This window comes from Lacticaseibacillus rhamnosus (genome assembly GCF_900636965.1).
GTDB lineage: Bacteria > Bacillota > Bacilli > Lactobacillales > Lactobacillaceae > Lacticaseibacillus > Lacticaseibacillus rhamnosus.
The window spans coordinates 455,296-477,167 of record NZ_LR134331.1 but is presented as its reverse complement, the minus strand read 5'-3'; the positions used below and the strand labels follow the sequence as shown (position 1 = coordinate 477,167).

Genomic DNA, 21,872 nt, shown 5'->3' with positions numbered 1-21,872 from the left:
AAAAGGCACAGAAGCCTAAGCCCCTGCACCATCCCTAGTTTGCTAACTATTTCTTGGCAGCATCGGGTGACAATGTCTTTGTTGCCTGAACACCTTTTGCTGCTGGCTTTGAAACATTTGTGTCGCCTGCAATAACGGTACTTTGTGGCTGATCATCCAAACTCACAAGCCCATTTTTACGTTCCTGCCGTTTCAACCATGCCGATTTGAAGACAATCACAAACAGAACGTTCAAGATCAAGCCTACCGCTAGTGCAATGTAATAAGCCCATGCAGGTCGTGATAATCCAATTAGCGGATCGAAAACACCCAGACCCGGTGCTAATCTTTCAACGCCCAGTCCCATTGAGACAGCTCCGGCAATCCCGCCAGCAAGTGTATTTGCTGTAATCATAGGTACTGGCGCTGCTAAAGCGTATGGAATTGCAGGCTCCGTTGCAACGGTCATTCCGACAAGCATAGAAGGCCAGCTAGATTCACGCTCTTGCTTGGTGAACAGACCCGGCCGTAACCATGTTGCAATCGCCGCAGCCATCGGAGGCAACACCGTGACAACACCCGCAATTCCATACCAGGTATAAACATGAGAACTCAACAAGGAGAACCCGAAGAACCAAGCCGTCTTGTTAATCGGGCCACCCATATCAAATGCCAACATTGCGCCGACTAAGAACCCACCAGCAATCTTCATTTCCGGTGGAATACTGCGCAGGAAGCTCAGCAAAGCAGCCATCAACCACGCCATACCAGGTCCCAAGAGATAATAGGTCACGAGGCCAAAGAGCAATAGCGTCACGAACGGAATAATTAGAAAACCCAAAGTCGATTGGAATGTCTTCCCTAATTTGACTTTTCTGAAAGCTTTGACAAAATAACCAACACTCAGCCCAATAACAATTGCACCCAAGAAACCGGCACCGCCTTGAGTTCCCAAGATATCTGGAGTGTTTGCAAGGTAAGTCACCAGAAATGCAGGAGCCAAAGCAGGTTTATCACCAATTGAATAAGCAATATAAGCACCCATAATTGGGATCATCATTGTAAAGCCTAAACCACCAACAGTATTAAGAACCCAAGCCAAGGAAGCCATTTGGCCGGCTTTAGGTGCGACATTAGGAGCACCAAATTGGACCATTAAGCTCCCAAGTGCCATCAATAGTCCACCGCCAATAACAAACGGCAATGCTGCCGAAACACCGGCCATTAAGTGGCTCATGATACCAGTTGTTTGTTTACGATCGCCCAATTGAACCTTAGATGCCGTGTACAAATGCGCTTCATCGTGTAGATTATCAAAAATGACATTGATCTTTTTCAATGCTTCAGAAACAGGAAGTTCGATAACCTGCTTCCCATTAAAACGAGCTTTGTCTTCATCACTCATACCTTTCCCCAAGGCCAGGATAACGTAATCAGCAGCCGCAATTTCTGCTGGTGTAAGCTTATTTTCAATTCCATTAGCGCCTTGAGTTTCAACATGTACTTCATAGCCAAGCGCTTTTGCCTTTTGCTCAATTGCTTCGGCGACCATGTAAGTGTGAGCAATTCCAGCGGGACAATTCGTTACACCTACTATCTTCAGCTTTGCCATCATCTTTTCCTCCTCGATTCAAAACTAACGAAAACATTCAATCATAACTCGTGATGAGTACGTGACCCTCTTCTAATTAATTGCCTTCTGGATTACGTCAAAGACCTCATCTTGACTGCCTTTCTTCAACACATCAACAAAATCAGGATGAACTAACTGACGACTGAGTTTTGCTAGCAGCTGCAAATGAACACCCGCTTCAGACGCTGGCACAATTAAACTAATAAAGGTATTTGCAGGTTGCCCGTCTAAAGATTGCCACTCAATCGCTTGTTTACTTCTACCAAAAATAATGGTTGCTTTCAGGTTGTTGTCCGACTTTGAATGCGGAATTGCAACACCGTTCCCAAATCCCGTTGTCGACTCTTCTTCCCGCGCCAGGTAATCCGCAACCAATGTCTCTGCATCTTTAACAGCGCCAAGTTGATAAGCCTTTGCTGCTAGTGCTTCCAATATTTCTTTCTGATTATCTCCATGAAGTTCCATGATCATATTATCTTTTGTGAACATCGGCATGGTCTCTGTCCTCGCTTTCTTCTTTACAGTCTTTATATTAAATGATTCCGCTTTCAAACTTAATTATGATTTTGTCACTGAGGTGTGACATGTAAAATTGATGCCATTATATTCTCAGCATTTGTCATCGCTTTTCGCTCAGCTCTTCCGCAAACCTATAGATATTGATATTTGCCGCTCACTCCAATTAAATAAGGTCTTCTTGCCGGATTATATAAAGCACATGTAGAGCAAGTAAAAATCCAGTTCCTAGTACTCTGCTATTCATCAAATGTGCCGCTTTCAATTATTGGTATCTAATTTAATAAACTCTGTTTCCATCGTTGCAAATTAAACTTCATTACTCTAACTCACACCTAATAAAAATGACGGTTTTGGAAACCCTTATTAAGATAAGGAGTCCCAGAGCCGCCCTCAAAACTTATTCCACTTTCGCACATCCAATAAAGTTCAGGTTATAGTATTCATTCATGTTGAAAATTTAAAATCTCATTTATTAACATTTCTAAAGAAAAAGACATCGTTATTGCCGGCCAATGCCGATTATCTTGAAGATTGGTGTCATCCGCAAAGTAAATGGCTACATCGCTGATCTCACTCAAGGGGTTAGAAACATCTCTGGTGACCGAAATGATTGATACCTTTTGAAGCTTTGCTTGCTGAAGCGTGGCGGCATACTCATCCGTATTACCGGAGAGCGATGTGAACAGCAATACACTATGCTCATTCATTTGCTTGACCGCATTACCTAAATCGTATTTATTGCGTAATGTAATGCTGCTTTCACCATAAACAAGCAGGTCCGTGGAGAAGTTATCCACGGCCTGTTTTTGTCGCCAGCCGGTTCCATAGACATAATGGCGCTCAGCTGCCAAAAACAGCCTTGCGGCATCTCTAATCACGCCTTGATTAAGTCTGAACGTATGCTCGATTGAGCTTATAGTGATCTTTAGCAAATTAGGTTGCGCAAGAACCAAGGGCAATTCACTTTCAAGCGAGTCTTCAACACGCACTTTAAAGTCTGTGTAACCTTTGAAGCCGAGTTTCCGAATTAGTCGATGTATGGTTGATGGCGAACTAAAAACGGACTGTGCCAATTCCGTAATAGTCGCTCTAGGAATCACGCCAGCCTGAGCACTAAGCGACCTCAGTAGTTCAGTTTCATTATGAGTCAGTGTAACTTTTGCTTGCTGAATACGCGAAGAAAAAAGACGTAACATCAGAAAGCACCTCCCTGTTGACATAATTTTCCATTTAATGACACTTTTTTTCAATTTAGTGAACAACCAGTCATTATGATTATACACTGTTCAAATGTAAACGGTTACATGGTTAACTTAGAGTGTCAAGTCACTGATCAACTTAAATGGAGGTTTAGGATGAAGAATATCATTACGATTGCTGGTTCAGGAAGCGGGTACACTCCGGGAATTCTGCTAACTGCCTTGAGCTATAAGGATGAATTCCCAATTAAGGAAATTCGCCTGTATGACATTGATGAAGAACGTAATGAACAAATGCGAATTATCATGGATTACCTGTTACACCGAGAAAACGTGGATGTCGAACTGATTGCGACTTCAGATCCGCAAGTTGCTTTTTACGGCTGCAACTTTGTCTTCTCTCAGATTCGAGCTGGTGGCATGAAAATGCGCGAAATGGATGAAAAAATCCCACTCAAGCTTGGGTTAGTCGGCCAAGAAACCTGCGGACTCGGCGGCTTTGCCTATGGGATGCGTTCCATGAAAAGTTTTGTTGAACTAGTCGGATTCATCCAAGAGTATGCACCTGATGCATGGATCTTAAATTACACCAACCCCGAATCAATTATCGCTGAAACGGTGCGCCGGCGTTTTCCAAAAGCAAAGATCATTAATGCTTGTGATATGACCATTGGCATTGAAGAATTGCTTGAAAACTCGTTTGGCTATGATAGGCAAAACTTCATTTCGACCTATTATGGTTTAAACCATTTTGGTTGGTACCGCGAAATATACGATGTTCAACGCGGTAAAGATATCATGCCAGAAATCATTGAAAAGATTATCACGCAAGGGTTTAAAACTTCCGATCTTGATCCATCGTGGGCAAAAACGTACCAGCTGATGGCTGAGATGCAACAAGACTTTCCTCAGTATCTGCCTAACAACTATCTTGAATACTACCTCTATCCCAACAAAATCGTAGAAGAAGCGAATCCCGATTACACGCGTGCAAATGAGATTATGGACGGCCGACTAAAGCAGATTACTGATACCGTTTCAAAAATCAAGGAAAAACGTGATCTAGAAACCATCAATTACCAAAGCGGCGTTCATGGTCAGTACATTGTCCGAATGGCAATTTCAATTCTGCATAGTCGCAATGATCGCTTCATGCTCATCGTTCCAAATAGAGGCGCGATTCCAAACGTGCGCGAAGATGCAGTTGTTGAAGTTCCTTGCTATGTCAATGCTAAGGGTGTCGAACCGATCTCGTTACGTGATCCGATTCCCGATTTTCACAAGGGTCTGATGGAAGCACAAGTTGCTGCAGAAAAATTACTCGTTGATGCCTTCTTTGAACATTCTTATCAAAAAGCCTTTCAAGCTTTCACCCTTAACCAAACAGTGCCAAATGCAACAGTCGCCAAACAAGCATTGGACGAAATGATTAAGGCAAATGGTGATCAATGGGTTGAACTAAAAGGAGGTCCGACCTATGCGTCTGTTAATTATTAATGCTGACGATTTTGGGTACGGCAGCGGGATTACTTTAGGTATCCTTGATGCCCATAAAAAAGGCGTTCTAACATCGACCACAATAATGGCTGGAATGCCTGGTTTTGAAAGGGCTGTTAGACTGGCAATTCAAACGCCATCCCTGGGTATTGGCGTTCACCTCACCCTAACCTGTGGCAAACCACTTTTACAAGATGTGCCCTCTCTAACCACCAGCAACGGTGAATTCAAACGACTAAGCTTCTATGAAGACCATTTTGAAATTAACCAAAATGAGCTTTATCGAGAGTGGAAAGCCCAAATTGATCGTGTGATCGCCAGCGGTATTACGCCTGATCATTTGGATAGCCATCATCACGTCCATACTCTAAATGGTGTAACGGAAGTATTCGAACAACTTGCCACTGATTACGAATTACCCGTTCGCGGAAATTATAACGTATCGCCGGGAATTGTAACGATCAAACGATTTAATGATGCTCTCGATCAAATTGGGGTTTGCAAACCGATTTGGCAGCCGATGCCGCTTCACAACTTAATCGAAGACGTCAAAACCTTTGGCAGTGTGGAAGCCATGTGTCACCCAGGATATGTTGATGCAGATCTGACCGAACATTCTAGTTTTACGACCGGCCGCACTTATACCCTTCGCGAGCTTATCAAGCCCGAACTTAAAGCAAGGTTGGCTGCTGAGGGTGTCAAGCTTGGTACCTATCGCGATTTAGTCACCCAGGATCAACCTCTGGAGGAGGAACCGGTATGAAGGACAAATTGCAAAAAATCACTCAAACATTTGCCCGTTCTATCATTCAACCTGTCATGTTTATGGCCGTCACCGGACTCTTGATTTCAGTTGCCGCTGTTATGAAGCTTGAACAATTACCTGAAGGTATCAAAAATGTGGGGACGGGTTTATTTACAATTCTAACCAGCGCGGCCATCAATCAATTATCAGTCATCTTCTGCGTTGGTATTGCAGCAGCAATTGCAAAAAAGAAGAAGACGGATGCCGCTATATTAGGAATCACTGTCTTTTTGATCTTCATCTATGCTAATAACTTTTGGTTGTCCCAAACTGGTCAACTTGCCAAAGCGGGTAAACAAGGACTATTCGGCACTGGGCAAAACATTGTCCTCGGTGTTCAAGTTACCGACATGGGGGTTTTTCTGGGTATCATCTTGGGCTGCCTAGTCGGCTTCTTTGTCAATAAATTAGGGGATGTCAAATTTCACAAATATCTATCACCCTATGAAGGAACCAAATTTGCATATGTAGTACTGATCTTTTTGACCATCATCTTCGCCATCGCAGTTTCATATATTTGGCCACCAATTAATGGCGCGGTCAACGCCATTGTCGGAGGTCTATCTGGTATGGGCGCGTTTGGCTTCTTCCTTTATGGTTTCCTAAACAGAATGCTACTGCCAGTCGGCATGCATCACCTCCTGTGGATGCCACTTTATTACACTCCACTTGGTGGAACGGCACAGGTTGCAGGAAAAACGTACAATGGGGCAATGAATATCTGGCTCGCTGAGATCGGTAATATGTCGTCCGTCACCTCAATTCATTCCTCTGTTGGCTATCTAGTCAATTTCGGTTATATTGCCCTACCAATTGGTATTGCATTCGCATTGATTCACACAGCTAAACCGGAAAACCGCGTTAAGCTACGAGCAATCCTGATTCCAGCGGTCTTTGCCTCTGCATTCGCCGGTATTACGGAACCCATTGAGTTTCTCTTCCTTTTCATTTCACCAATTCTGTGGTTAGCGCATGGGATCATCTATGGTTTCGGACTATTTATTTCCAACGTATTGGGCTTAAATGTGATGGTTGAAAACATCATCAATACCATCATGTATAGTATTGCGGTTCCATTCGGCTTAGGAAGGCAGTGGCTTCTTATACCGATTGGACTCGGACTAGCGCTTCTTGAATACTTTGTGTTTAAGGCACTGATTATTAAGCTTAATATCCCCACTCTTGGACGAAATGGCGAAAACGAATTAATTCCAGATGAATTAACAAAAAAAACTGCCAAAGGAGCTGTCCAAGAAAAGAGATCACCAGCAGCACCTAAGCCCGCTTCTGATCTCGCAGTAATCGTAAAAGGCCTTGGAGGTATCAACAACATTGAAAATGTAAATAATTGTTTCACTCGATTGCGAATTGACGTTAAAGACGCCGATAAAGTTGATATTGCAACCTTGAAGACCTATCCGTCCTCAGGTGTCGTAGACAAGCATAAGCACATCCAGATCATAATCGGCCTAGGTGTCCAGGATGTCCGCGAAAAATTAGATGATTATCTTAAAGAAAATGGATGGAACCTTGAACCTAGTGATGCTGCTGTTCAGGATTAAAAATCAATTTGAAATTTCAGCTATCGACATCATTATAGCAGCTCGCAGACAGCCCTTAGAACATTCCGTTGCTGCATAAAATTACCGAAACCCTCTATCTATGCTTGGATTACCAAGAAGATTAGAGGGTTTCTTTATGTCCAAGACAAAGGCTGAAGATCCCAGTTAAAATCACTAATCTAGGCGATGTCTCCATCACGCAGTCAAAATCCAAACATATTTCTCTTCGGATTGACTTCCATGATTTCTGGCCAATTAAACGTTCTTGAGAATCAAATGCCTTATTTTAGTCGGGCATATAATTGATGATATGATTCATAAACAATTTCATATCTAGATGATTGATTCTCAACAGGTACATAGACATATGGGTAAAACACCAAAGTCTTAATCGCTTCCTCGACATTTCTAAACCAACCAGCCGCAACCGATGCTATCATGGCAGCGCCAAATCCAGGCCCTTCATCAACCTTGGGAATTTTAATTGGTACTTTAAAAATATCTGCTTGCATTTGTGCCCAAAAGGCATTTTTTGCACCACCACCGATAGCGATCACTTCCTTCGGTAAAATACCAAACTTGCTATACAAGTTAATGACATCATTAAGTGAAAACACAATGCCTTCCAGCACCGCTCGCGCAAAATCGTCAAATGTATTTGCATTTGAAATATCTGTAAAGGCACCACGAATGTGCGGATCAAAGTAAGGCGTTCTCTCTCCTGAAAGATACGGCGCAAAGCGAACACCATTAGCACCAATTGTTGAGCGACGTGCCACGTCAATCAAGTCTTCAAAAGTCTTGTCTTTAGCGAACGTATCTCTAAACCAACTCAGCGAATTGCCGGCAGCCAAGGTCACGCCCATCGAATAATAACGTGACTGAATAGCATGTCGTTCCAGCTGGAGTTGACCACCATAGTTCTGTGGCAGATGGTCTTCAGGATGTAAAATGACGCCTGAAGTCCCAATACTAGACATCATCTGATCAGGATGAAGAACACCAGCTCCGATAGCGCCCATGGCATTGTCTGCACCGCCCATTGTGACCATCGTATCCGTTGATAATCCGGTAGCCATTGCAGCTTCTACACCTAAGGCGCCAACAATCGTCCCGGACGATATCACCGGTGGCATCCACTCAAGCGGAATCCCAAAATGTGTCAAAATTTCCTGACTCCAAGTGCCTTTCTGAATATCAAAATAGCCCGTTCCAGTTGCATCTGAATAATCAGTTCCTAGTTTCCCGGTCATTCTTAATCGCAGAAAGTCCTTGGGTAAAATAATTGCCCGTATCTGATTCCAAACATCAGGTTCATGTCGCTGCAGCCATAAAAACTTTGGTAAAACATACCCTTCAACGGCTCGATTGCCGGTGACTTTAATATATGCTTCTCCCAGATCACTATGAATTTCATTAACTTCTTCAGCCGCTCGGGTATCATTCCATAAAATGGCATTTCTTAAAGCCTGATGCTCCGCCCCTAACGCAACTAAGCCGTGCATTTGGCCTGAAAAACTGACAGCACGAATAGCTTCAGGCGAAATTGAATTTTCCTGCACAATAATCCGAATTGCTTTATAAGTCTGCAAGACCCAGTCTTCTGGGTCCTGTTCGTTATAGCCATTTTGCGGATGAATCAATTGGAGCGGCTCCGAATGGGTATAAAGGCGCCCATCCTTACAAAGCGCCAAAATTTTAACGGCACTTGTGCCCAAATCTATTCCCAAAACCACATCGTTTGCCATCATTTACCTCCCTAGGCTCTTCGCTACATGCCAAAGAATTTTAGCATATTGATTTGAAAAAGCCTGAAGATTGTGACGTCTTCAGGCTAAAATTAACTACAATTTTCGATAATCTCCGAACAACAACCGATACGGCTCTTCATCTTCTTCAATTTCAGGAACTCGCGGAGTATCACGTAAAAATCGATTGTCGATGTTGTCATCATTCGTAGAGGAGACTTCCCAAACCAAGACTTCACCTGTGCCGGGCTCTACTTCCCACTTATGGTAAATACCTGTTGTTGTTGTCAGGCTTTCTCCTGGATGGAGCGTCACCACTGTACCAGGATCCAAGACAAGCTTGTGACCATCTTTAACCAATTCTACCGGCGTTGTGCGATCCAATCCTTCATCCTCAGTTGAATGCCACACCGTGATTTGCAAATTGCCGCCGCCGCGGTTGATTGTATCTTCCTCTTTCAGTCGATGAAAATGATAAGGTAACTCCTGACCTTCATTCAACAACAAGACTTTTTCGCAATAAGGCTTCGGATACTTTTCTGGTTCCGCATAGTTGCCATTTCTAAATGTAAAAGCAACCAAGCCGTATTTGTCGAAATCACCGGTTCCGAAATCCGTGACATCCCACCCAAGCATATTATCCTTGATTTCTGCATAAGAAGTATCCAGATCTCCCCAGTCAGCTGGTTGCCACTGACCAAAAGGGGGAAGAACAACTTGACGCTGCCTGAGGAATCTTTCGCTTTCCTTTAAAATCTGATTGATCCTTGATCGCTTCATTGAAGCTCAGACCTCCATCCTTGAAAAATCAACCCGCAAATCAAATGTTGCTTGCTCATCCGGAGCAAGTTTCTTCAATGTTCCAGCACGCTCGGCAGCTTCAATGCCATTAACATTGTTAGTTGCCGGCTCTAAACCCAGAACATAATTCTTTGTCTGCATAAGTTTCCATTCATTTAATACCGACAACAACGATGATTGAACAGAAATAGTTGCCTGCAACCCCGTCTCGGGACTTAACAGCTTATACTGCACCATATCGTCGAAATCAGGTTTAAAGCTGTGGAAATAAACGCGCTCTTCAGTTTTTGCTTTGGGCAATGAGAATGTCTTCCAGTCGGTTGCCGGCAGTCCGTCTCGATCTGTTGTTACAAGCGGATCGAGCACCAGCTGGGTTTCAGGACCAAAGAATGGATACCCGAAGTTCATGTGATATAACATCATTAAAGGTGCTGGACGACTGCCTTCATTGACGACGATGTCATGCAGATAAATACTCGTTTGGGCTTTTGGTAGCGTGATGCGACGCTTCAATAAGAGATTAACCCCGAACATCTCCGCTTCTCTTACATCCCCCTGAGCCACAATGGCCTGACCGTTATCCTGATGATAGAAGTTTTCAGCCGGCGTATTGCCAATCGTTCCATGTAGCCCTCGGGCTGGATCCTTGGGGGCGCCCATATAACTGAGACCACCAGTCGTCAAAAAGCCGACATTGAAGTTCCGCATGAATCCAGTTGCGCCCTGCTCCACAAAATACGTGCTGTTGACGAAACCAGTCACCGAGACGAAGGAGATATTGGTCCCATGAACTTTCAGCTCTGGTATATCCATGCCGCGATCCGGCGCAACGAGCATGCTGAGACCCGCTTCGTTGTACATTCGAATCATTTTCAAACCAGCTGCTTTACCTTCTAAAAATTGGATTGTCTGTGCACCTGATGTTTGGAGCGGATTACCTACAAACAGACTACTTTCCATATGGTCCATTCTCCTTGATTAAGCTTAATCGGAAATCTTCAAATCCTTGAGATTGAGGTCTTCTTCTTCCTTCTCCGTTGCCAAGTCTTCAGCTGAAACTGGCTTCTTTAGCACCAGATAGACAACTGCGGTCACAACACTGCCAATGATGAGTGCGATAATAAATGCCCACGGTCGCGACATTGTCGGAACTGCAAACAAACCACTAGCAGGAATCTTTGAATCTGCTCCCCATAACATCGAGAAACCGCCGCCAATCGCACCACCGGCACCAGTTGCGACAACGCTTCGCCAAAGATCGTTCAACACGATCGGCAAACTGCCTTCGGTAATCTCTACCAGCCCCATCGGAAAAGCTGTCTTGAGTGTCTCAACTTCCAATGGTGTGTAGATATTCTTGTGAACCGCTTTACCCAAGAAGTAGGCCAACGTATAACCCATTGGCGTTACCATTGACGCAAGAATTAAAACCGTAATCGGTTCATTAATCCCTTCAGCCTGCAAGGCAAGAACAAATGCAAAGACTGTTTTATTAATTGCCCCGCCATAATCAATTGACGCCAAGATACCAATAATTAAGCCATACAGAAACTTTTGACTTGTATCCAATGTCTTCATGTACCCAGTGAGCCAAACTGTCCCTGCAGCGATTGGCCCACCCAAAATATAGAACATGAAGAATCCGGCAATCACTGACGCTAAAAAAGGAATGATCAGCGTCGGCATTAAACCTGCTGCCCACTTCGGTACTTTCACGTAGGCAATGATGAGCAATGCTGACCAACCGGCAATGTGACCACCAATCAAGCCACCCAGAAACCCTGCACCAATAATGCGCGATATAAGCCCAACCAGAAATCCCGGTGCAATCCCCGGCTTGTCAGCAATTGCAAAGGCAACCCCTGTAGAAACAACAACTGGCAACATCCCCAAGATCAAGCCGCCCATTGTTGAAAAGGCATCCCAGACATTCGCGATGCCTTTGACTGCTTCTAAATTCTTACCACCCATAATATTGCCAATTGCCAGCAAGAACCCACCTGCAACAACAACCGGAATCAAATACGAAATTGCGGTCAATGCCGGTTGCTTAATTTGAATCTTTTTCATCTTACCCACCTCGCTTAACTGGGCTGCCCAGAAAGCTCGTGAAGTTTAGCGATAAGCTTTTTGGGACTTTTAATTGCAACATCAGTTGGCACTTCAACGACTTTTTTACCCGCAAATCGTTCACGCCCGGCTATCTTGACATCAATGGCCAGCAAGACAATATCTGCCTGACTAATTTGTTCCGAGGTTAAGGCATCTTCAGTGCCAATCGTTCCTTGCGTTTCTACATAGGCCGTGTCCCCGGCATCCTTAGCCGCCTGCAGAATTTTTTCCTTTGCAATGTAAGTGTGGGCGATGCCAGCTGCACATGCAGAAATACCGACAATCTTCATTGTTCCGAACCTTCTTTCTGAGTGAACGCTGCAATGACTGCATCAGGCGTAGCAGCGTGCTTTAGCCTCTTAACGACGTCATCATGTCCCAGTTGTGCCGCAAACAACGATAATAACTTCAATTGATTGCGCGCAGATTCAGTATCATTGCTTACCGCAAAGAGGATAACAATATTCACCCCTTCGCCATCCAATGTTTCCCATGCAATTGGTTTATTTAAAATGCCAATCGCCACACCCACCTTGGTGACGTAATCACTCTTGCCATGGGGAATCGCAATCCCGTCGCCAATTCCGGTGATGCCCTCTTCTTCCCGCAAATAAATATCTTTGACGAAGGCGGGGACATCGTTAATATAATCTGCAGCCTCGAGCGTCTCTGATAATTGCGTAATCGCATCACGCTTAGAGCTTGCCTGCAAATTGAGTCTGATCAACCTTGGATCAAGAACTTCCTCAAGCTGTTCCATCAATTAAGCCCCCTTCCCTCAAGTTGCATTAAGCGCTGAAATGTTCAACTTGGAGATTCTTGATATCATAGGGAATTTCGTTAACCGGTTCGTGCTGATAGTAGAGTTTTGTCCGGTCTACATCCCCAAACAACTTGATCTTCTGGGCAACAACCTTCTGGGTGGCGATCATCGGTGAAGGGAAAAGCACTTTTGGCTCACGAATCTCGTCAGGGTCATTTTCATTAAGGACGGTCCGCAAATCCTTGGCAAACGCAATCTTAATGTCGCTTGAAATATTGATCTTATTAATCCCATACTCAATTGCCTGGGCAATCTTGTCATCCGGATTATCGGATGCACCATGTAATACCAGCGGAATGTCTACCGCTTCCGCAACTGCTTTTGCAATTTCTGGTTTGAGTTTAGGTTTAACATCTTTGGGGTATAAACCATGGGCCGTCCCAATCGCAATTGCCAATGAATCAATACCAGTTGCCGCGACGAATTCTTTTGCAGTTTCTGGGTCGGTGTATTTGACGTTATCCGTTAAATGACCTTCAACATCATTTCCCGTATCTGCAATCGTTCCTAATTCAGCTTCAACCGAAACGCCTGTCGCATGGGCGGCTTCAACCACTTTTTTAGTTAGCGCAACATTTTGCTCATAATCGGTTAGTGAAGCATCAATCATGACGCTTGTGAAGCCCAGATGGATGGCATGAATCACTTGTTCATATGAAGCGCCATGGTCCAAATGCAATGCAATCGGCAGATCAGTATGGTTAGCCGCATCAATCACCTGCGCCACAAAACTATCCCGCAAAAACTCGAGTTCAGTAGGATGAATAGCCATAATAAAGGGTGCCTGCAGTTCTTCTGCCTTCTCTAATGTTGCCGTGAAAAGTTGTCCTGACCCCGCATTGAAGGCCGGGATGGCAAAGTGATGTTCCTTAGCTACTTGTAAAAGACGATCTCCAGATACTAACATATTAGTTGTCCTCCAATTTGTTTTTGATTGTTGTCATAACCGCTTGCGGTTCAGACGCTTGTGCAAGTGTGTCCAAAAATTGAGGTGATGCCAGTGCTTCAAATAATACCTTAATAGCATCGCCTTCTTGTGACGTCAGGCCGTCTCGTCCTAACAGAATGGCTAAAACCAGCCTCACGGCATGACTATCCAAATCTTGCCAATCACTAATGCCGTCGGGACAGCACAGGATGCCAAGAAAGGGCGCCTGACGTCCTACCAAGACTGCATGGGGAATAACAACACCCGATTCTAGCGCCGTATTACCAACAGCCTCTCGTTCCAAAAATGCAGTCTTGATTTGACCCTTGTCCTTCCCCGATACGTCAGCTAACGTGGTCGATATCGCATCGAGACAAGCCAATTTAGTCGGCGATACCTCGGCTGGCAAGTCTAAAATTGGAATTAATTGAATCGCTTTGAAGCTAGTCATCTTGCCGCCTCCTCAACGCCTCTTCAACCTTGTTTTTATCCTGAACTGTGAACATCGCGCTCACTAATACTTGTGGAATGTGCTTTTGCTTTGGCAAATTAATCGTGCTAATGAGAATGTCAACATCAGGATGTCTGGCTAAAGCCTTTTCCAAGTTCAAATTTGAAATAATATCCAAAATCTCCAGATCCGGTAAATCTTTGCGAATCTTGGCGCTGATCAGCTCGGACGAACCTAACCCTGTTGTGCAAATCACGAGCGCTTTTTTAGGACGCTTGGAACTTTCCATATACTTGGCGATATAAAGAGAGAGAAAACCAACTTCGTCAGCTGAAATCTCTGGCAAATGGTATGCTTTGGCGAGTGATGCTGTCGCCAACAGCACTGATTGATAGACACGAGGATATTCATCCTGAATTTCTTTGAGTAGCGCATTCGGCAGTCGGATATTGTTTTCCAACCGATTAAGCATGGGCGCCACGTGCGGAACAAGTTCTTCAACCATAGCCCCAGTATTGTCAGGCAACTGAATATCCTTAGCGACTTTATCGATGAGCGCCTCCGCAAACGTATAAGCCGAGGTGCCGGCCTTTGTCTTGAAATCACTTCCCGTAAATCTGGCAGAAATCAGATATTGAAAGAGGTAATAAACTTCATTCTCCGCAACTGGCTCACCCAGATAATTCTCCAAGTTGTGCTTCACAATTTCGCTGACACTGTACAAATCCGGATAGTTGTGCACTTTTGCCTTTAGACGGGTAATGTCCTCGTCTTCAATTGGCAGCTTGACAAATTTCCGAATTCTATTGATCAACACGTAAATATGCGAAAACAGATTGACATCGTATGGATAAGGTAGGTCGGCCTTTAAAACTTGCGAGACAACATCAACTTGTTTTAGCGCAAAAGTTGTATCGTGTTCCGCTAAGCCCTGCGTCATCGCTTGAAAATTCATCGTTGTATCCTTACTCAAACCCAGAATCGCCTCCATCAAAGCATCGCGAATGTCCTTCTCCTCTCCTTGAATATGCAAGGTTCGATTAATCCGTTTAACGCTTAAATCGTACCTTTGCAGCCACGACTCTAAAGAGCTGATATCACTTTGAATCACAGATTCACTGACATAGAAATCTTCTGCTAACTGTGCGACTTTAAGTTCCGATGGTGCCGCGAGCAATAATCGCTTTAGCATTTTCTTCTGTCGTTCAGCTGGCAGCGAATGGTCAGCTGACGACTTTCCGCTCAATTTACTTAGAAGAAATCGTTCGTAATCTAGCTTATATCCCCGCCCCTTCTCGGAAGTAATGATGTTATTGCCATAAGCGGTGTTGATTCGACTCACAACCCGCTGAATGGTTTTAGAAGAAACTTTAAGTTCTCTGGCCAGCTCATTAGAAGTCAAGAAACCTTGTTGGTCTTGCAGTAGATGGATCACTGACTGCGCAAGATCGGTGGTCATTTGGTCTCATCTCCTTCCACTATCATTATCTCAGCCAGGCCAGTAAGCGCTTACAAGTTTTTGTCCTTTGAGGAGGACATAAAAGTTGCTGATCTAAACTAGAATCGACGCTTCCAATATACGTTGATAACAACCTTCACGGAAAGCGATTAAGCTTATACTTTATTAATATTTCTCGAAAACTCGTAACAGTTATCCGCTTCAGACCAAAAAAACAGCCATAAAATAACCTGACATCAAGCCTTACTCAACTGGCTTCAATGTCAGGCGATATTCAATTTCTAACGTTTAAGCGCCGCTGCTTCCCGAAAAGCCAAATCTTCGCCATTAGACGCAATGACTTGTCGATACCAATAAAACGACGCTTTACGAATACGTTTAAGCGTGCCCTGACCCTCATCATCTAAATCCACATAGATAAAGCCATAGCGTTTTGACATTTCAGAAGTTCCTGAGGATACAACATCAAGCGACGACCAAGTTGTATAGCCAATGAGATCAACGCCATCAATAATGGCTTCCTTCATCTGTTCAATGTGCCGTTGAAGATAGTCAATTCGATAAGTGTCGATGATTTGCCCATCTTCAGACACGGAATCCTCGGCGCCGAGGCCGTTCTCGACAATGAAAAGCGGTATTTGATAGCGATCATACAAATTATTCAGTGTGTATCTTAAACCCTTGGGATCGATTTGCCATCCCCACGCCGAGCTTTCCAGATATGGATTCTTCAAAGTCTGTTTTAGATTAGAATCGGTCACATCAAGATCATCTGGTGCGGCGCTTGAAACATTCGACACATAATAACTGAAGGCTAAATAGTCAGCCGGATATTGTTTTAGCAGCGTCTCGTCTTCATCGCCCCAAACAATTTCAACATGATGCTCCCGGAAAAACCGCCCCATATAACCAGGATAAGCACCTCTTACCATGACATCTGTATAAAAGAAGTTATCATATTGATCATCATGCATCATTTGCAAAACATCTTCGGGCTTGCTGGTGGCCGCATACGTTGTAAAGCGGGCAATCATACATCCCATTTGAGCTTTAGGATTCACTTCATGCAACCGTTTGGTAATTTTCGCGGCTGCAACAAATTGATGGTGAACCGCCTGATAGCAGGCTTGCAAGTAGTTGTCGCTCTTATCTTCAACGACACCTGTCGATTTAAAAGTTGAAAAACGACCTGCATTAATCTCGTTGAATGAGATCCAATAAGGCACCCGTTGCCCGAAATGTTCAAACAAGCTGTCCGCATACCGATAAAAAAGATCAATAACCCGGCGATCGGCCCAGCCATTATACCGATTGACTAACGCCAACGGCATCTCAAAGTGTGAAATCGTGACCAGCGGCGTCATCCCATGATGTTCGATTTCAGTCAAAACTCGATCATAAAAAGCCAACGCTTCAGGATTCGGCTCCGCCTCTTCACCAGTTGGAAAGACACGACTCCACTTAATGGAAAAGCGAAACACCTTAAATCCCATTTCAGCACACAATGCAATATCCTCGCGATAACGATGGTAAAAATCAATGCCATGTCGCTTAGGATAGCGTGTTGTTCCAGGATCAGCCATCGCAACTTCGATATTCTGGGTGGTCACATGTCGATGCTTCGATAAATCCTCACGATCCAACTTAGGGTCAAAGAAAGAAATATCAGAAACAGCCATGCCGCTACCTTCCTGCAAATAAGCGCCTTCAGCTTGACAGGCAGCTAGTGCGCCGCCCCATAAAAAGTCCTTTGGAAATACGTTCATTGATTATATCCTCCTCAATTAGCAATCAGTCAAAACTTTTGCATAAGAATATAGGCGATCGTAATACCGATCCTATGCACTTAATTTCAGTGATTTCGTCCTACAAGTACGATCCAAGACCTTAGCTCAAATTAAGGTTGCCAATCGTTCTCCAGTTTCAATCTCTGTTTGCGTACTTTCAATCATGTCCTCATGTGGCGCCATGCTTGTAATAATCACTGGCGTTGTAATGTCATACCCTGCTGCTTTAATCGCATCCAAATCAAATGTCACAAGCGGATCGCCGACTTTAACCTTTTGGTCTTGTTCAACTTTCAGAGTAAAATATTGGCCATTTAACTTCACGGTATCCAATCCGATATGAATGAGAATCTCTGTACCATCATTGGCCGTTAACCCAATAGCATGACCTGTCGCAAATGCCATGGTAATGGTACCGTCAACCGGTGATAGTACCTCACCCTTTGTTGGTAAAATTGCCACTCCTTTGCCTAGCGCGCCTGATGCAAATGCTTTGTCTTTAATTTCCGCTAGTGGCACAATCGTTCCTGTTAACGGGCTAAAAATATGCGTCGTTGTCGGTTCACCAACCTGAGGCTTCTCTTTGTTTGCAGCCAATGAATCAGCCTTGACTGGTACATCCTCGAAACCAATCAAATACGTGAGAATGGCGGCGGTAGAGAATGCGACAACCATCGCGATTAAGAACCCGACAAATCCAGCGCCGGTTTTACCATAAAAGGCGGGAATCATCAGAATGCTGGAAGGCCCAGCAGCATAGCCAGCACTACCAGCAAAACCGGCAATCCCGCCACCGATTGCAGCTGAAGACACCGCAATGATAAAGGGACGCTTGAGACGTAAAGTAACCCCATAGATCGCTGGTTCTGTGATGCCAAACAAGGCGGAAATCGCGGCTGAGGCGGATAATGCCTTAAATTGCTTGTTCTTCGTTTTCAGCATAACCCCCAGCGTTGCGCCGGCCTGTGCAAAGACTGAAATGGCAACGCCGGGCTTCAAAGGATCCTTTCCAAGCGTCGCTAAGTTATTGAGCATGACTGGCACAATCCCCCAGTGCAACCCGAAGATGACCAGGATCTGCCATGCAGTGGCCATAAGCGCACCGGCAATAATCGGACTAAAGTTAAAAATAGCGGTCAAAACAGCAGCAAGCGCATTCCCAACATAAACGCCGAATGGTCCAAACACCATCAAGGTCAATGGCACAACTGTGACTAAGACAACCATCGGCGTGATGAAGTTCTTGATACTTTCATGCAAGTGATCATTTAGAAACTTTTCAATTTTGTTAGCCACATAAACCGCTAAAATGATCGGAATAACCGTTGAGGTGTATTTCACCATAACAAGCGGGATGCCAAACAGGTCAGCATGAACCCCCGGATTAGCTAATGTGATAATTGATGGGTAAACCAAAGTACCTGCAATCGTGACAGCAACAAAGGTATTCGCTTTAAATTTACGCGCCGCAGTAATCGCCAGCAATACTGGCAGAAAATAAAACAGACTATCAGCAATCGCATTAAGAATTGTATAGGTTGACGTATTGGCAACTACCCATTTAAGCTGGAGCGCAATTGAAAGTAAGCCTTTTAAGATACCTGCGCCAGCCATCACCCCAAGTAGCGGTGTGAACAATCCAGACACCAAATCAACAAATTTTCCAAAGATGGTCTCTTTCTCATCTGTAGCCGCTGGTGCGGCTGATTGATCGTCATCAACTAAGTGGGAAATGCCGTTGAATGCTTGATAAACATCTGAAACTGTATTGCCAATCACAACTTGAAATTGACCGCCACTTTCCATCACGGTCACAACGCCAGGAATATCGGCAACTTGATCTTTATTGACAATATCGCGATTCTTGAGTTTGAATCGCAACCGGGTTGCACAATGTACCAGCGAATTCACATTACTTTCACCGCCCACCCCGGCTAGTATTTCCTTTGCTAACTTCTGGTTATCCATGAGTACGCCTCCTCGTATAGTCTCGCCAATGCTGTGCTGACTCGTAAATTCAACCAGTTTTTGGGCAAAAGAAAAACCTAAGCTTCAACAAAGAAACATACACGTATCTGCATATGAATCCTCGTAAAAGCTTAGGTTTCGCCTGCCGAACAGTCACAATCCACTAATCTTATACAGTATTATTAAGTTACCTCAATGGTACCGGTTACATTTTCAAAAGTCAACCATCTTTTTTAAAACAAAATCGGTTCTCAAGTTCATAGCACGTAGCTACGCCCGATCAAGTTCCGTTTCACGTGTCTTTAAACGGTTAAGATGAATCATGAGATACAGCACTTCCTCAGCAGGCAGCACAACGTGAAAAGCGTTGGCGACATACTTTGTAATCTTGTTGGCAACACGATAAGCATCCGGATATTTACGGCTGACCAACATGTACAATTCTGCATCGTCACTCGCCAGCATGCTCCCCTTCATAACACGTTGAACGAAGAACTTAAGGTGCGTCAACAAACGATAATAGCTTAACGATCTTTCATCATACTCGACATCCATTGAGTACTTAATGATGTTTAGAATCGCATAAACTTCTTTCATGATGGAAACCGTCGTTCCCATCTCTTCATTCATCTCAGCATTAATTAAATGCATTGCAATGAATCCGGCCTCATCAACTGGTAACTGAACGCCTTCTTGTTCAGCGATCATCTGTAAAAAGTGCTCAGACAGCTCAAATTCCTCAGGGTACAAATTTTCGATCTCAAAAATAAGTGAGTTTGAAATAAGTTGCCCTTTTTCGTAACGTTTCAGCGCATGATAGATATGATCAACAAGTGACACATGCAAGCTTGCGTTCAGCTTTTGTTTTAATTGACTGGCTGCCTCGTCAATAAACTTCTCACTAACACTTAGAATCGCATAAGGTACTTCATTGATCAGCGACGAAAAATGTTCCTGCAGATCGCTGTTCTTCAGATAAAAGATCTTATCGACCAATGACGGATCCAGCGTCTCGCCGGCACTCCGCTTAAATCCGATACCCTTTCCCATCGCAACTTGTTCAAAACCTTGTTCATCTTTCGTAACGATGACGTTGTTGTTAAGGATCTTGTATATTTCCACCTGCCTACCCCCTTGTACGCTATATGATAGAGATCCTAAGCCTTACTTTAGCATTGATTTCTGTGCAAGCGTACAAAAACAGATCTTCCGTGGCAAGGACTTTTGCTTGGAAAACCTGTTCTCGTAAGTGAAATCTTTCAAATGTGCAAATGACATGCTGTTTGAAGCTAATGCTTACAAACCTAAGCAAGACACCTAATTTATAAGCTGTTTTATCTTCGACATCGGTATTTCAAGATAATCATCAATCACCAGCGTTAAGCGCGAATCCTTTTCCAACACCGCGCGATTATGATTAGTCACAACACCGACAATACATTTAGCACCAGCTGCTTTGGCTGCACCGAATCCTGACGGTGAATCTTCAAAGATGACAGTTTGTTCTGGTCGTAACTCCAATTTTAACGCCGCTCTGAGAAAGGGATCTGGGTCAGGCTTACTCTTCATTGTGCCATCATCGTAAATAACCTGCTTCATATCAAACCATCTTGACAAACCGAACGCCTCAAAAAAGAAGTCAACATTCTTCTTCGCCGAAGCAGTTGCAATCGTCATTGGCACGTTTGCCCTGCGCAGCTCATCAAGAAATTCCGGTGCTCCTTGTAGCAAATGAAACCGGTCAGTGTCTGCCTGACATAAATTCCGGTAGATCTTTTCCTTACGCTCACTATAATCGTTAACTTCCGTTCTCGTAAGCTGACGATCAAACAAATAGTTCAGCGTCAGTTCGGCGTTCTGACCATGAACATGATCATCAAACTCTTGGTCAGAAAGTTCCTTATTCGCATAGTCGCGTGCAAAACGACGCCAGGAAATCTCCTGTTTATCCGCATCCGCGAAAAGCGTACCATTAAAATCGAAAATAAAGCCCGCCATGTCTCATCCTCCAAATTGCCTAGAAGTTTGATGGTTAGTCGCCTTGATGAAGTCTTCATCAAAAGGTCGGTAGAATTTAACTGTAAACTAATTCTCCAATTTGATGTCCTTGAACGACATGGCTCTGCACAACGGTTGGAAAGTTCTTTAGTTTGTCCATGTTCGTGTAGATAACCACGATCGTATCGTCGTAACCACTGGCTTTAATCTCATCACGATCAATCGTCGCTAATATTTGTCCTGCCGTAACCGTATCATTCAAATTAACGCTAACAGCGAATGGTTTTCCTTCCAACTCAACTGTGTCTAGACCCATGTGAACAAGAACATCTAGTCCGCTTGGTGTCGTAATGCCAATCGCATGTTTAGTTGGAAAGACGGTTGAGATGGTACCAGCCACTGGCGCCACGACTTCATTATCTTCTGGATCAACTGCAAAGCCATCGCCCATCATCTTTTGCGAGAAAACGTCATCGGTGACATCATCTAGCGGCATCAGCACCCCGGTTGCAGGAGCAACAACTTCTTCACCAGTCTTTTTCTTATTTTTAAACAAACCAAACATCTTCAGTCCCGCCTCTCCTTAAAGTCGTTTTCTTCTTT

Annotated in this window: 20 protein-coding genes; 3 read left to right on the top strand and 17 right to left on the bottom strand. The window is 44.1% G+C overall.

Annotation, left to right across the window (positions count from 1 at the left end):
- Positions 1 to 46: 46 nt before the first annotated feature.
- The 3 genes from EL173_RS02350 to EL173_RS02340 all read right to left on the bottom strand — a co-directional run bounded on the left by EL173_RS02350 (position 47) and on the right by EL173_RS02340 (position 3,327).
- Positions 47 to 1,591, bottom strand: a complete 1,545-nt coding sequence (locus EL173_RS02350; protein WP_005686305.1) for a PTS fructose-like transporter subunit IIBC — start codon at positions 1,589 to 1,591, stop codon at positions 47 to 49.
- A 72-nt stretch (positions 1,592 to 1,663) separates the two neighbouring features.
- Positions 1,664 to 2,107 (bottom strand): PTS fructose transporter subunit IIA, encoded by a 444-nt coding sequence (locus EL173_RS02345; protein WP_014571113.1) that lies wholly within the window; start codon positions 2,105 to 2,107, stop codon positions 1,664 to 1,666.
- Positions 2,108 to 2,571: 464 nt separating this feature from the next.
- A complete protein-coding gene (locus EL173_RS02340) occupies positions 2,572 to 3,327 on the bottom strand; it encodes a MurR/RpiR family transcriptional regulator (RefSeq protein ID WP_014571112.1) in 756 nt (251 codons plus the stop codon).
- A 159-nt stretch (positions 3,328 to 3,486) separates the two neighbouring features.
- Between EL173_RS02340 and EL173_RS02335 the strand changes: the two genes are divergently transcribed.
- The 3 genes from EL173_RS02335 to EL173_RS02325 are packed head-to-tail and all read left to right on the top strand — an operon-like array spanning position 3,487 to position 7,194.
- Complete coding sequence (locus tag EL173_RS02335) at positions 3,487 to 4,827, top strand: family 4 glycosyl hydrolase (protein WP_014571111.1); 1,341 nt, start codon at positions 3,487 to 3,489, stop codon at positions 4,825 to 4,827.
- Positions 4,808 to 5,590 carry a carbohydrate deacetylase gene (locus tag EL173_RS02330; RefSeq protein ID WP_005691552.1) on the top strand — a complete coding sequence of 261 codons (783 nt, stop codon included), beginning with the start codon at positions 4,808 to 4,810 and terminating at the stop codon, positions 5,588 to 5,590. The genes EL173_RS02335 and EL173_RS02330 overlap by 20 nt, the downstream gene beginning before the upstream one ends.
- Complete coding sequence (locus EL173_RS02325; RefSeq protein ID WP_005691550.1) at positions 5,587 to 7,194, top strand: PTS transporter subunit EIIC; 1,608 nt, start codon at positions 5,587 to 5,589, stop codon at positions 7,192 to 7,194. The genes EL173_RS02330 and EL173_RS02325 overlap by 4 nt, the downstream gene beginning before the upstream one ends.
- Before the next feature lie 281 nt (positions 7,195 to 7,475).
- Here the strand turns inward: EL173_RS02325 and xylB are convergent, their stop codons facing one another.
- From xylB to EL173_RS02255, 14 genes are all read right to left on the bottom strand, one after another.
- Complete coding sequence (gene xylB / locus EL173_RS02320) at positions 7,476 to 8,942, bottom strand: xylulokinase (protein WP_014571110.1); 1,467 nt, start codon at positions 8,940 to 8,942, stop codon at positions 7,476 to 7,478.
- Between the two features lie 96 nt (positions 8,943 to 9,038).
- Positions 9,039 to 9,722, bottom strand: coding sequence for a D-lyxose/D-mannose family sugar isomerase (locus EL173_RS02315; RefSeq protein ID WP_005691548.1), 684 nt, complete (start codon positions 9,720 to 9,722; stop codon positions 9,039 to 9,041).
- Positions 9,723 to 9,728: 6 nt separating this feature from the next.
- Complete coding sequence (locus EL173_RS02310) at positions 9,729 to 10,703, bottom strand: aldose 1-epimerase family protein (RefSeq protein WP_014571109.1); 975 nt, start codon at positions 10,701 to 10,703, stop codon at positions 9,729 to 9,731.
- Positions 10,704 to 10,727: 24 nt separating this feature from the next.
- Positions 10,728 to 11,813, bottom strand: a complete 1,086-nt coding sequence (locus tag EL173_RS02305; protein ID WP_005691545.1) for a PTS fructose transporter subunit IIC — start codon at positions 11,811 to 11,813, stop codon at positions 10,728 to 10,730.
- A 14-nt stretch (positions 11,814 to 11,827) separates the two neighbouring features.
- Entirely contained in the window at positions 11,828 to 12,145 is a 318-nt protein-coding gene (locus tag EL173_RS02300; RefSeq protein ID WP_005691543.1) for a PTS fructose transporter subunit IIB, read from the bottom strand.
- Positions 12,142 to 12,615 carry a PTS sugar transporter subunit IIA gene (locus EL173_RS02295; RefSeq protein WP_005691541.1) on the bottom strand — a complete coding sequence of 158 codons (474 nt, stop codon included), beginning with the start codon at positions 12,613 to 12,615 and terminating at the stop codon, positions 12,142 to 12,144. The genes EL173_RS02300 and EL173_RS02295 overlap by 4 nt, the downstream gene beginning before the upstream one ends.
- Positions 12,616 to 12,643: 28 nt before the next feature.
- Positions 12,644 to 13,585 (bottom strand): ketose-bisphosphate aldolase, encoded by a 942-nt coding sequence (locus EL173_RS02290; RefSeq protein ID WP_005691539.1) that lies wholly within the window; start codon positions 13,583 to 13,585, stop codon positions 12,644 to 12,646.
- Position 13,586: 1 nt separating this feature from the next.
- Entirely contained in the window at positions 13,587 to 14,057 is a 471-nt protein-coding gene (locus EL173_RS02285; protein ID WP_005691537.1) for a PTS sugar transporter subunit IIA, read from the bottom strand.
- The gene (locus EL173_RS02280) at positions 14,050 to 15,516 is read right to left on the bottom strand and encodes a BglG family transcription antiterminator (RefSeq protein ID WP_005691534.1); all 1,467 of its coding nucleotides are present in this window, start codon (positions 15,514 to 15,516) and stop codon (positions 14,050 to 14,052) included. Before EL173_RS02280 ends, EL173_RS02285 begins: the two co-directional genes overlap by 8 nt.
- A 281-nt stretch (positions 15,517 to 15,797) precedes the next feature.
- On the bottom strand, positions 15,798 to 17,282 hold the full coding sequence (locus EL173_RS02275; RefSeq protein WP_005691532.1) for a glycoside hydrolase family 1 protein: 1,485 nt from the start codon (positions 17,280 to 17,282) through the stop codon (positions 15,798 to 15,800).
- 126 nt (positions 17,283 to 17,408) lie between these two features.
- Positions 17,409 to 19,271 (bottom strand): beta-glucoside-specific PTS transporter subunit IIABC, encoded by a 1,863-nt coding sequence (locus EL173_RS02270; RefSeq protein WP_005691530.1) that lies wholly within the window; start codon positions 19,269 to 19,271, stop codon positions 17,409 to 17,411.
- Between the two features lie 270 nt (positions 19,272 to 19,541).
- The gene (gene licT / locus EL173_RS02265; protein ID WP_005691528.1) at positions 19,542 to 20,393 is read right to left on the bottom strand and encodes a BglG family transcription antiterminator LicT; all 852 of its coding nucleotides are present in this window, start codon (positions 20,391 to 20,393) and stop codon (positions 19,542 to 19,544) included.
- A gap of 195 nt (positions 20,394 to 20,588) precedes the next feature.
- Positions 20,589 to 21,269: an HAD family hydrolase gene (locus EL173_RS02260; protein WP_005691527.1), complete on the bottom strand. Its 681-nt coding sequence runs from the start codon at positions 21,267 to 21,269 to the stop codon at positions 20,589 to 20,591.
- A 76-nt stretch (positions 21,270 to 21,345) separates the two neighbouring features.
- On the bottom strand, positions 21,346 to 21,834 hold the full coding sequence (locus EL173_RS02255; protein WP_005691525.1) for a PTS sugar transporter subunit IIA: 489 nt from the start codon (positions 21,832 to 21,834) through the stop codon (positions 21,346 to 21,348).
- Between the last annotated feature and the right edge of the window lie 38 nt (positions 21,835 to 21,872).

What these genes read in the sequence shown, in the direction of transcription:
- EL173_RS02350 (WP_005686305.1), bottom strand. Translation starts at nt 1,591, where the DNA reads ATGGCAAAGCTGAAGATAGTAGGTGTAACGAATTGTCCCGCTGGAATT.
- EL173_RS02295 (WP_005691541.1), bottom strand. Translation starts at nt 12,615, where the DNA reads ATGGAACAGCTTGAGGAAGTTCTTGATCCAAGGTTGATCAGACTCAAT.
- EL173_RS02270 (WP_005691530.1), bottom strand. Translation starts at nt 19,271, where the DNA reads ATGGATAACCAGAAGTTAGCAAAGGAAATACTAGCCGGGGTGGGCGGT.
- EL173_RS02255 (WP_005691525.1), bottom strand. Translation starts at nt 21,834, where the DNA reads ATGTTTGGTTTGTTTAAAAATAAGAAAAAGACTGGTGAAGAAGTTGTT.
- EL173_RS02325 (WP_005691550.1), top strand. Translation starts at nt 5,587, where the DNA reads ATGAAGGACAAATTGCAAAAAATCACTCAAACATTTGCCCGTTCTATC.
- EL173_RS02315 (WP_005691548.1), bottom strand. Translation starts at nt 9,722, where the DNA reads ATGAAGCGATCAAGGATCAATCAGATTTTAAAGGAAAGCGAAAGATTC.
- EL173_RS02285 (WP_005691537.1), bottom strand. Translation starts at nt 14,057, where the DNA reads ATGACTAGCTTCAAAGCGATTCAATTAATTCCAATTTTAGACTTGCCA.
- EL173_RS02275 (WP_005691532.1), bottom strand. Translation starts at nt 17,282, where the DNA reads ATGAACGTATTTCCAAAGGACTTTTTATGGGGCGGCGCACTAGCTGCC.
- EL173_RS02305 (WP_005691545.1), bottom strand. Translation starts at nt 11,813, where the DNA reads ATGAAAAAGATTCAAATTAAGCAACCGGCATTGACCGCAATTTCGTAT.
- EL173_RS02290 (WP_005691539.1), bottom strand. Translation starts at nt 13,585, where the DNA reads ATGTTAGTATCTGGAGATCGTCTTTTACAAGTAGCTAAGGAACATCAC.
- EL173_RS02340 (WP_014571112.1), bottom strand. Translation starts at nt 3,327, where the DNA reads ATGTTACGTCTTTTTTCTTCGCGTATTCAGCAAGCAAAAGTTACACTG.
- EL173_RS02260 (WP_005691527.1), bottom strand. Translation starts at nt 21,269, where the DNA reads ATGGCGGGCTTTATTTTCGATTTTAATGGTACGCTTTTCGCGGATGCG.
- xylB (WP_014571110.1), bottom strand. Translation starts at nt 8,942, where the DNA reads ATGGCAAACGATGTGGTTTTGGGAATAGATTTGGGCACAAGTGCCGTT.
- EL173_RS02345 (WP_014571113.1), bottom strand. Translation starts at nt 2,107, where the DNA reads ATGCCGATGTTCACAAAAGATAATATGATCATGGAACTTCATGGAGAT.
- EL173_RS02300 (WP_005691543.1), bottom strand. Translation starts at nt 12,145, where the DNA reads ATGAAGATTGTCGGTATTTCTGCATGTGCAGCTGGCATCGCCCACACT.
- EL173_RS02310 (WP_014571109.1), bottom strand. Translation starts at nt 10,703, where the DNA reads ATGGAAAGTAGTCTGTTTGTAGGTAATCCGCTCCAAACATCAGGTGCA.
- EL173_RS02330 (WP_005691552.1), top strand. Translation starts at nt 4,808, where the DNA reads ATGCGTCTGTTAATTATTAATGCTGACGATTTTGGGTACGGCAGCGGG.
- EL173_RS02280 (WP_005691534.1), bottom strand. Translation starts at nt 15,516, where the DNA reads ATGACCACCGATCTTGCGCAGTCAGTGATCCATCTACTGCAAGACCAA.
- EL173_RS02335 (WP_014571111.1), top strand. Translation starts at nt 3,487, where the DNA reads ATGAAGAATATCATTACGATTGCTGGTTCAGGAAGCGGGTACACTCCG.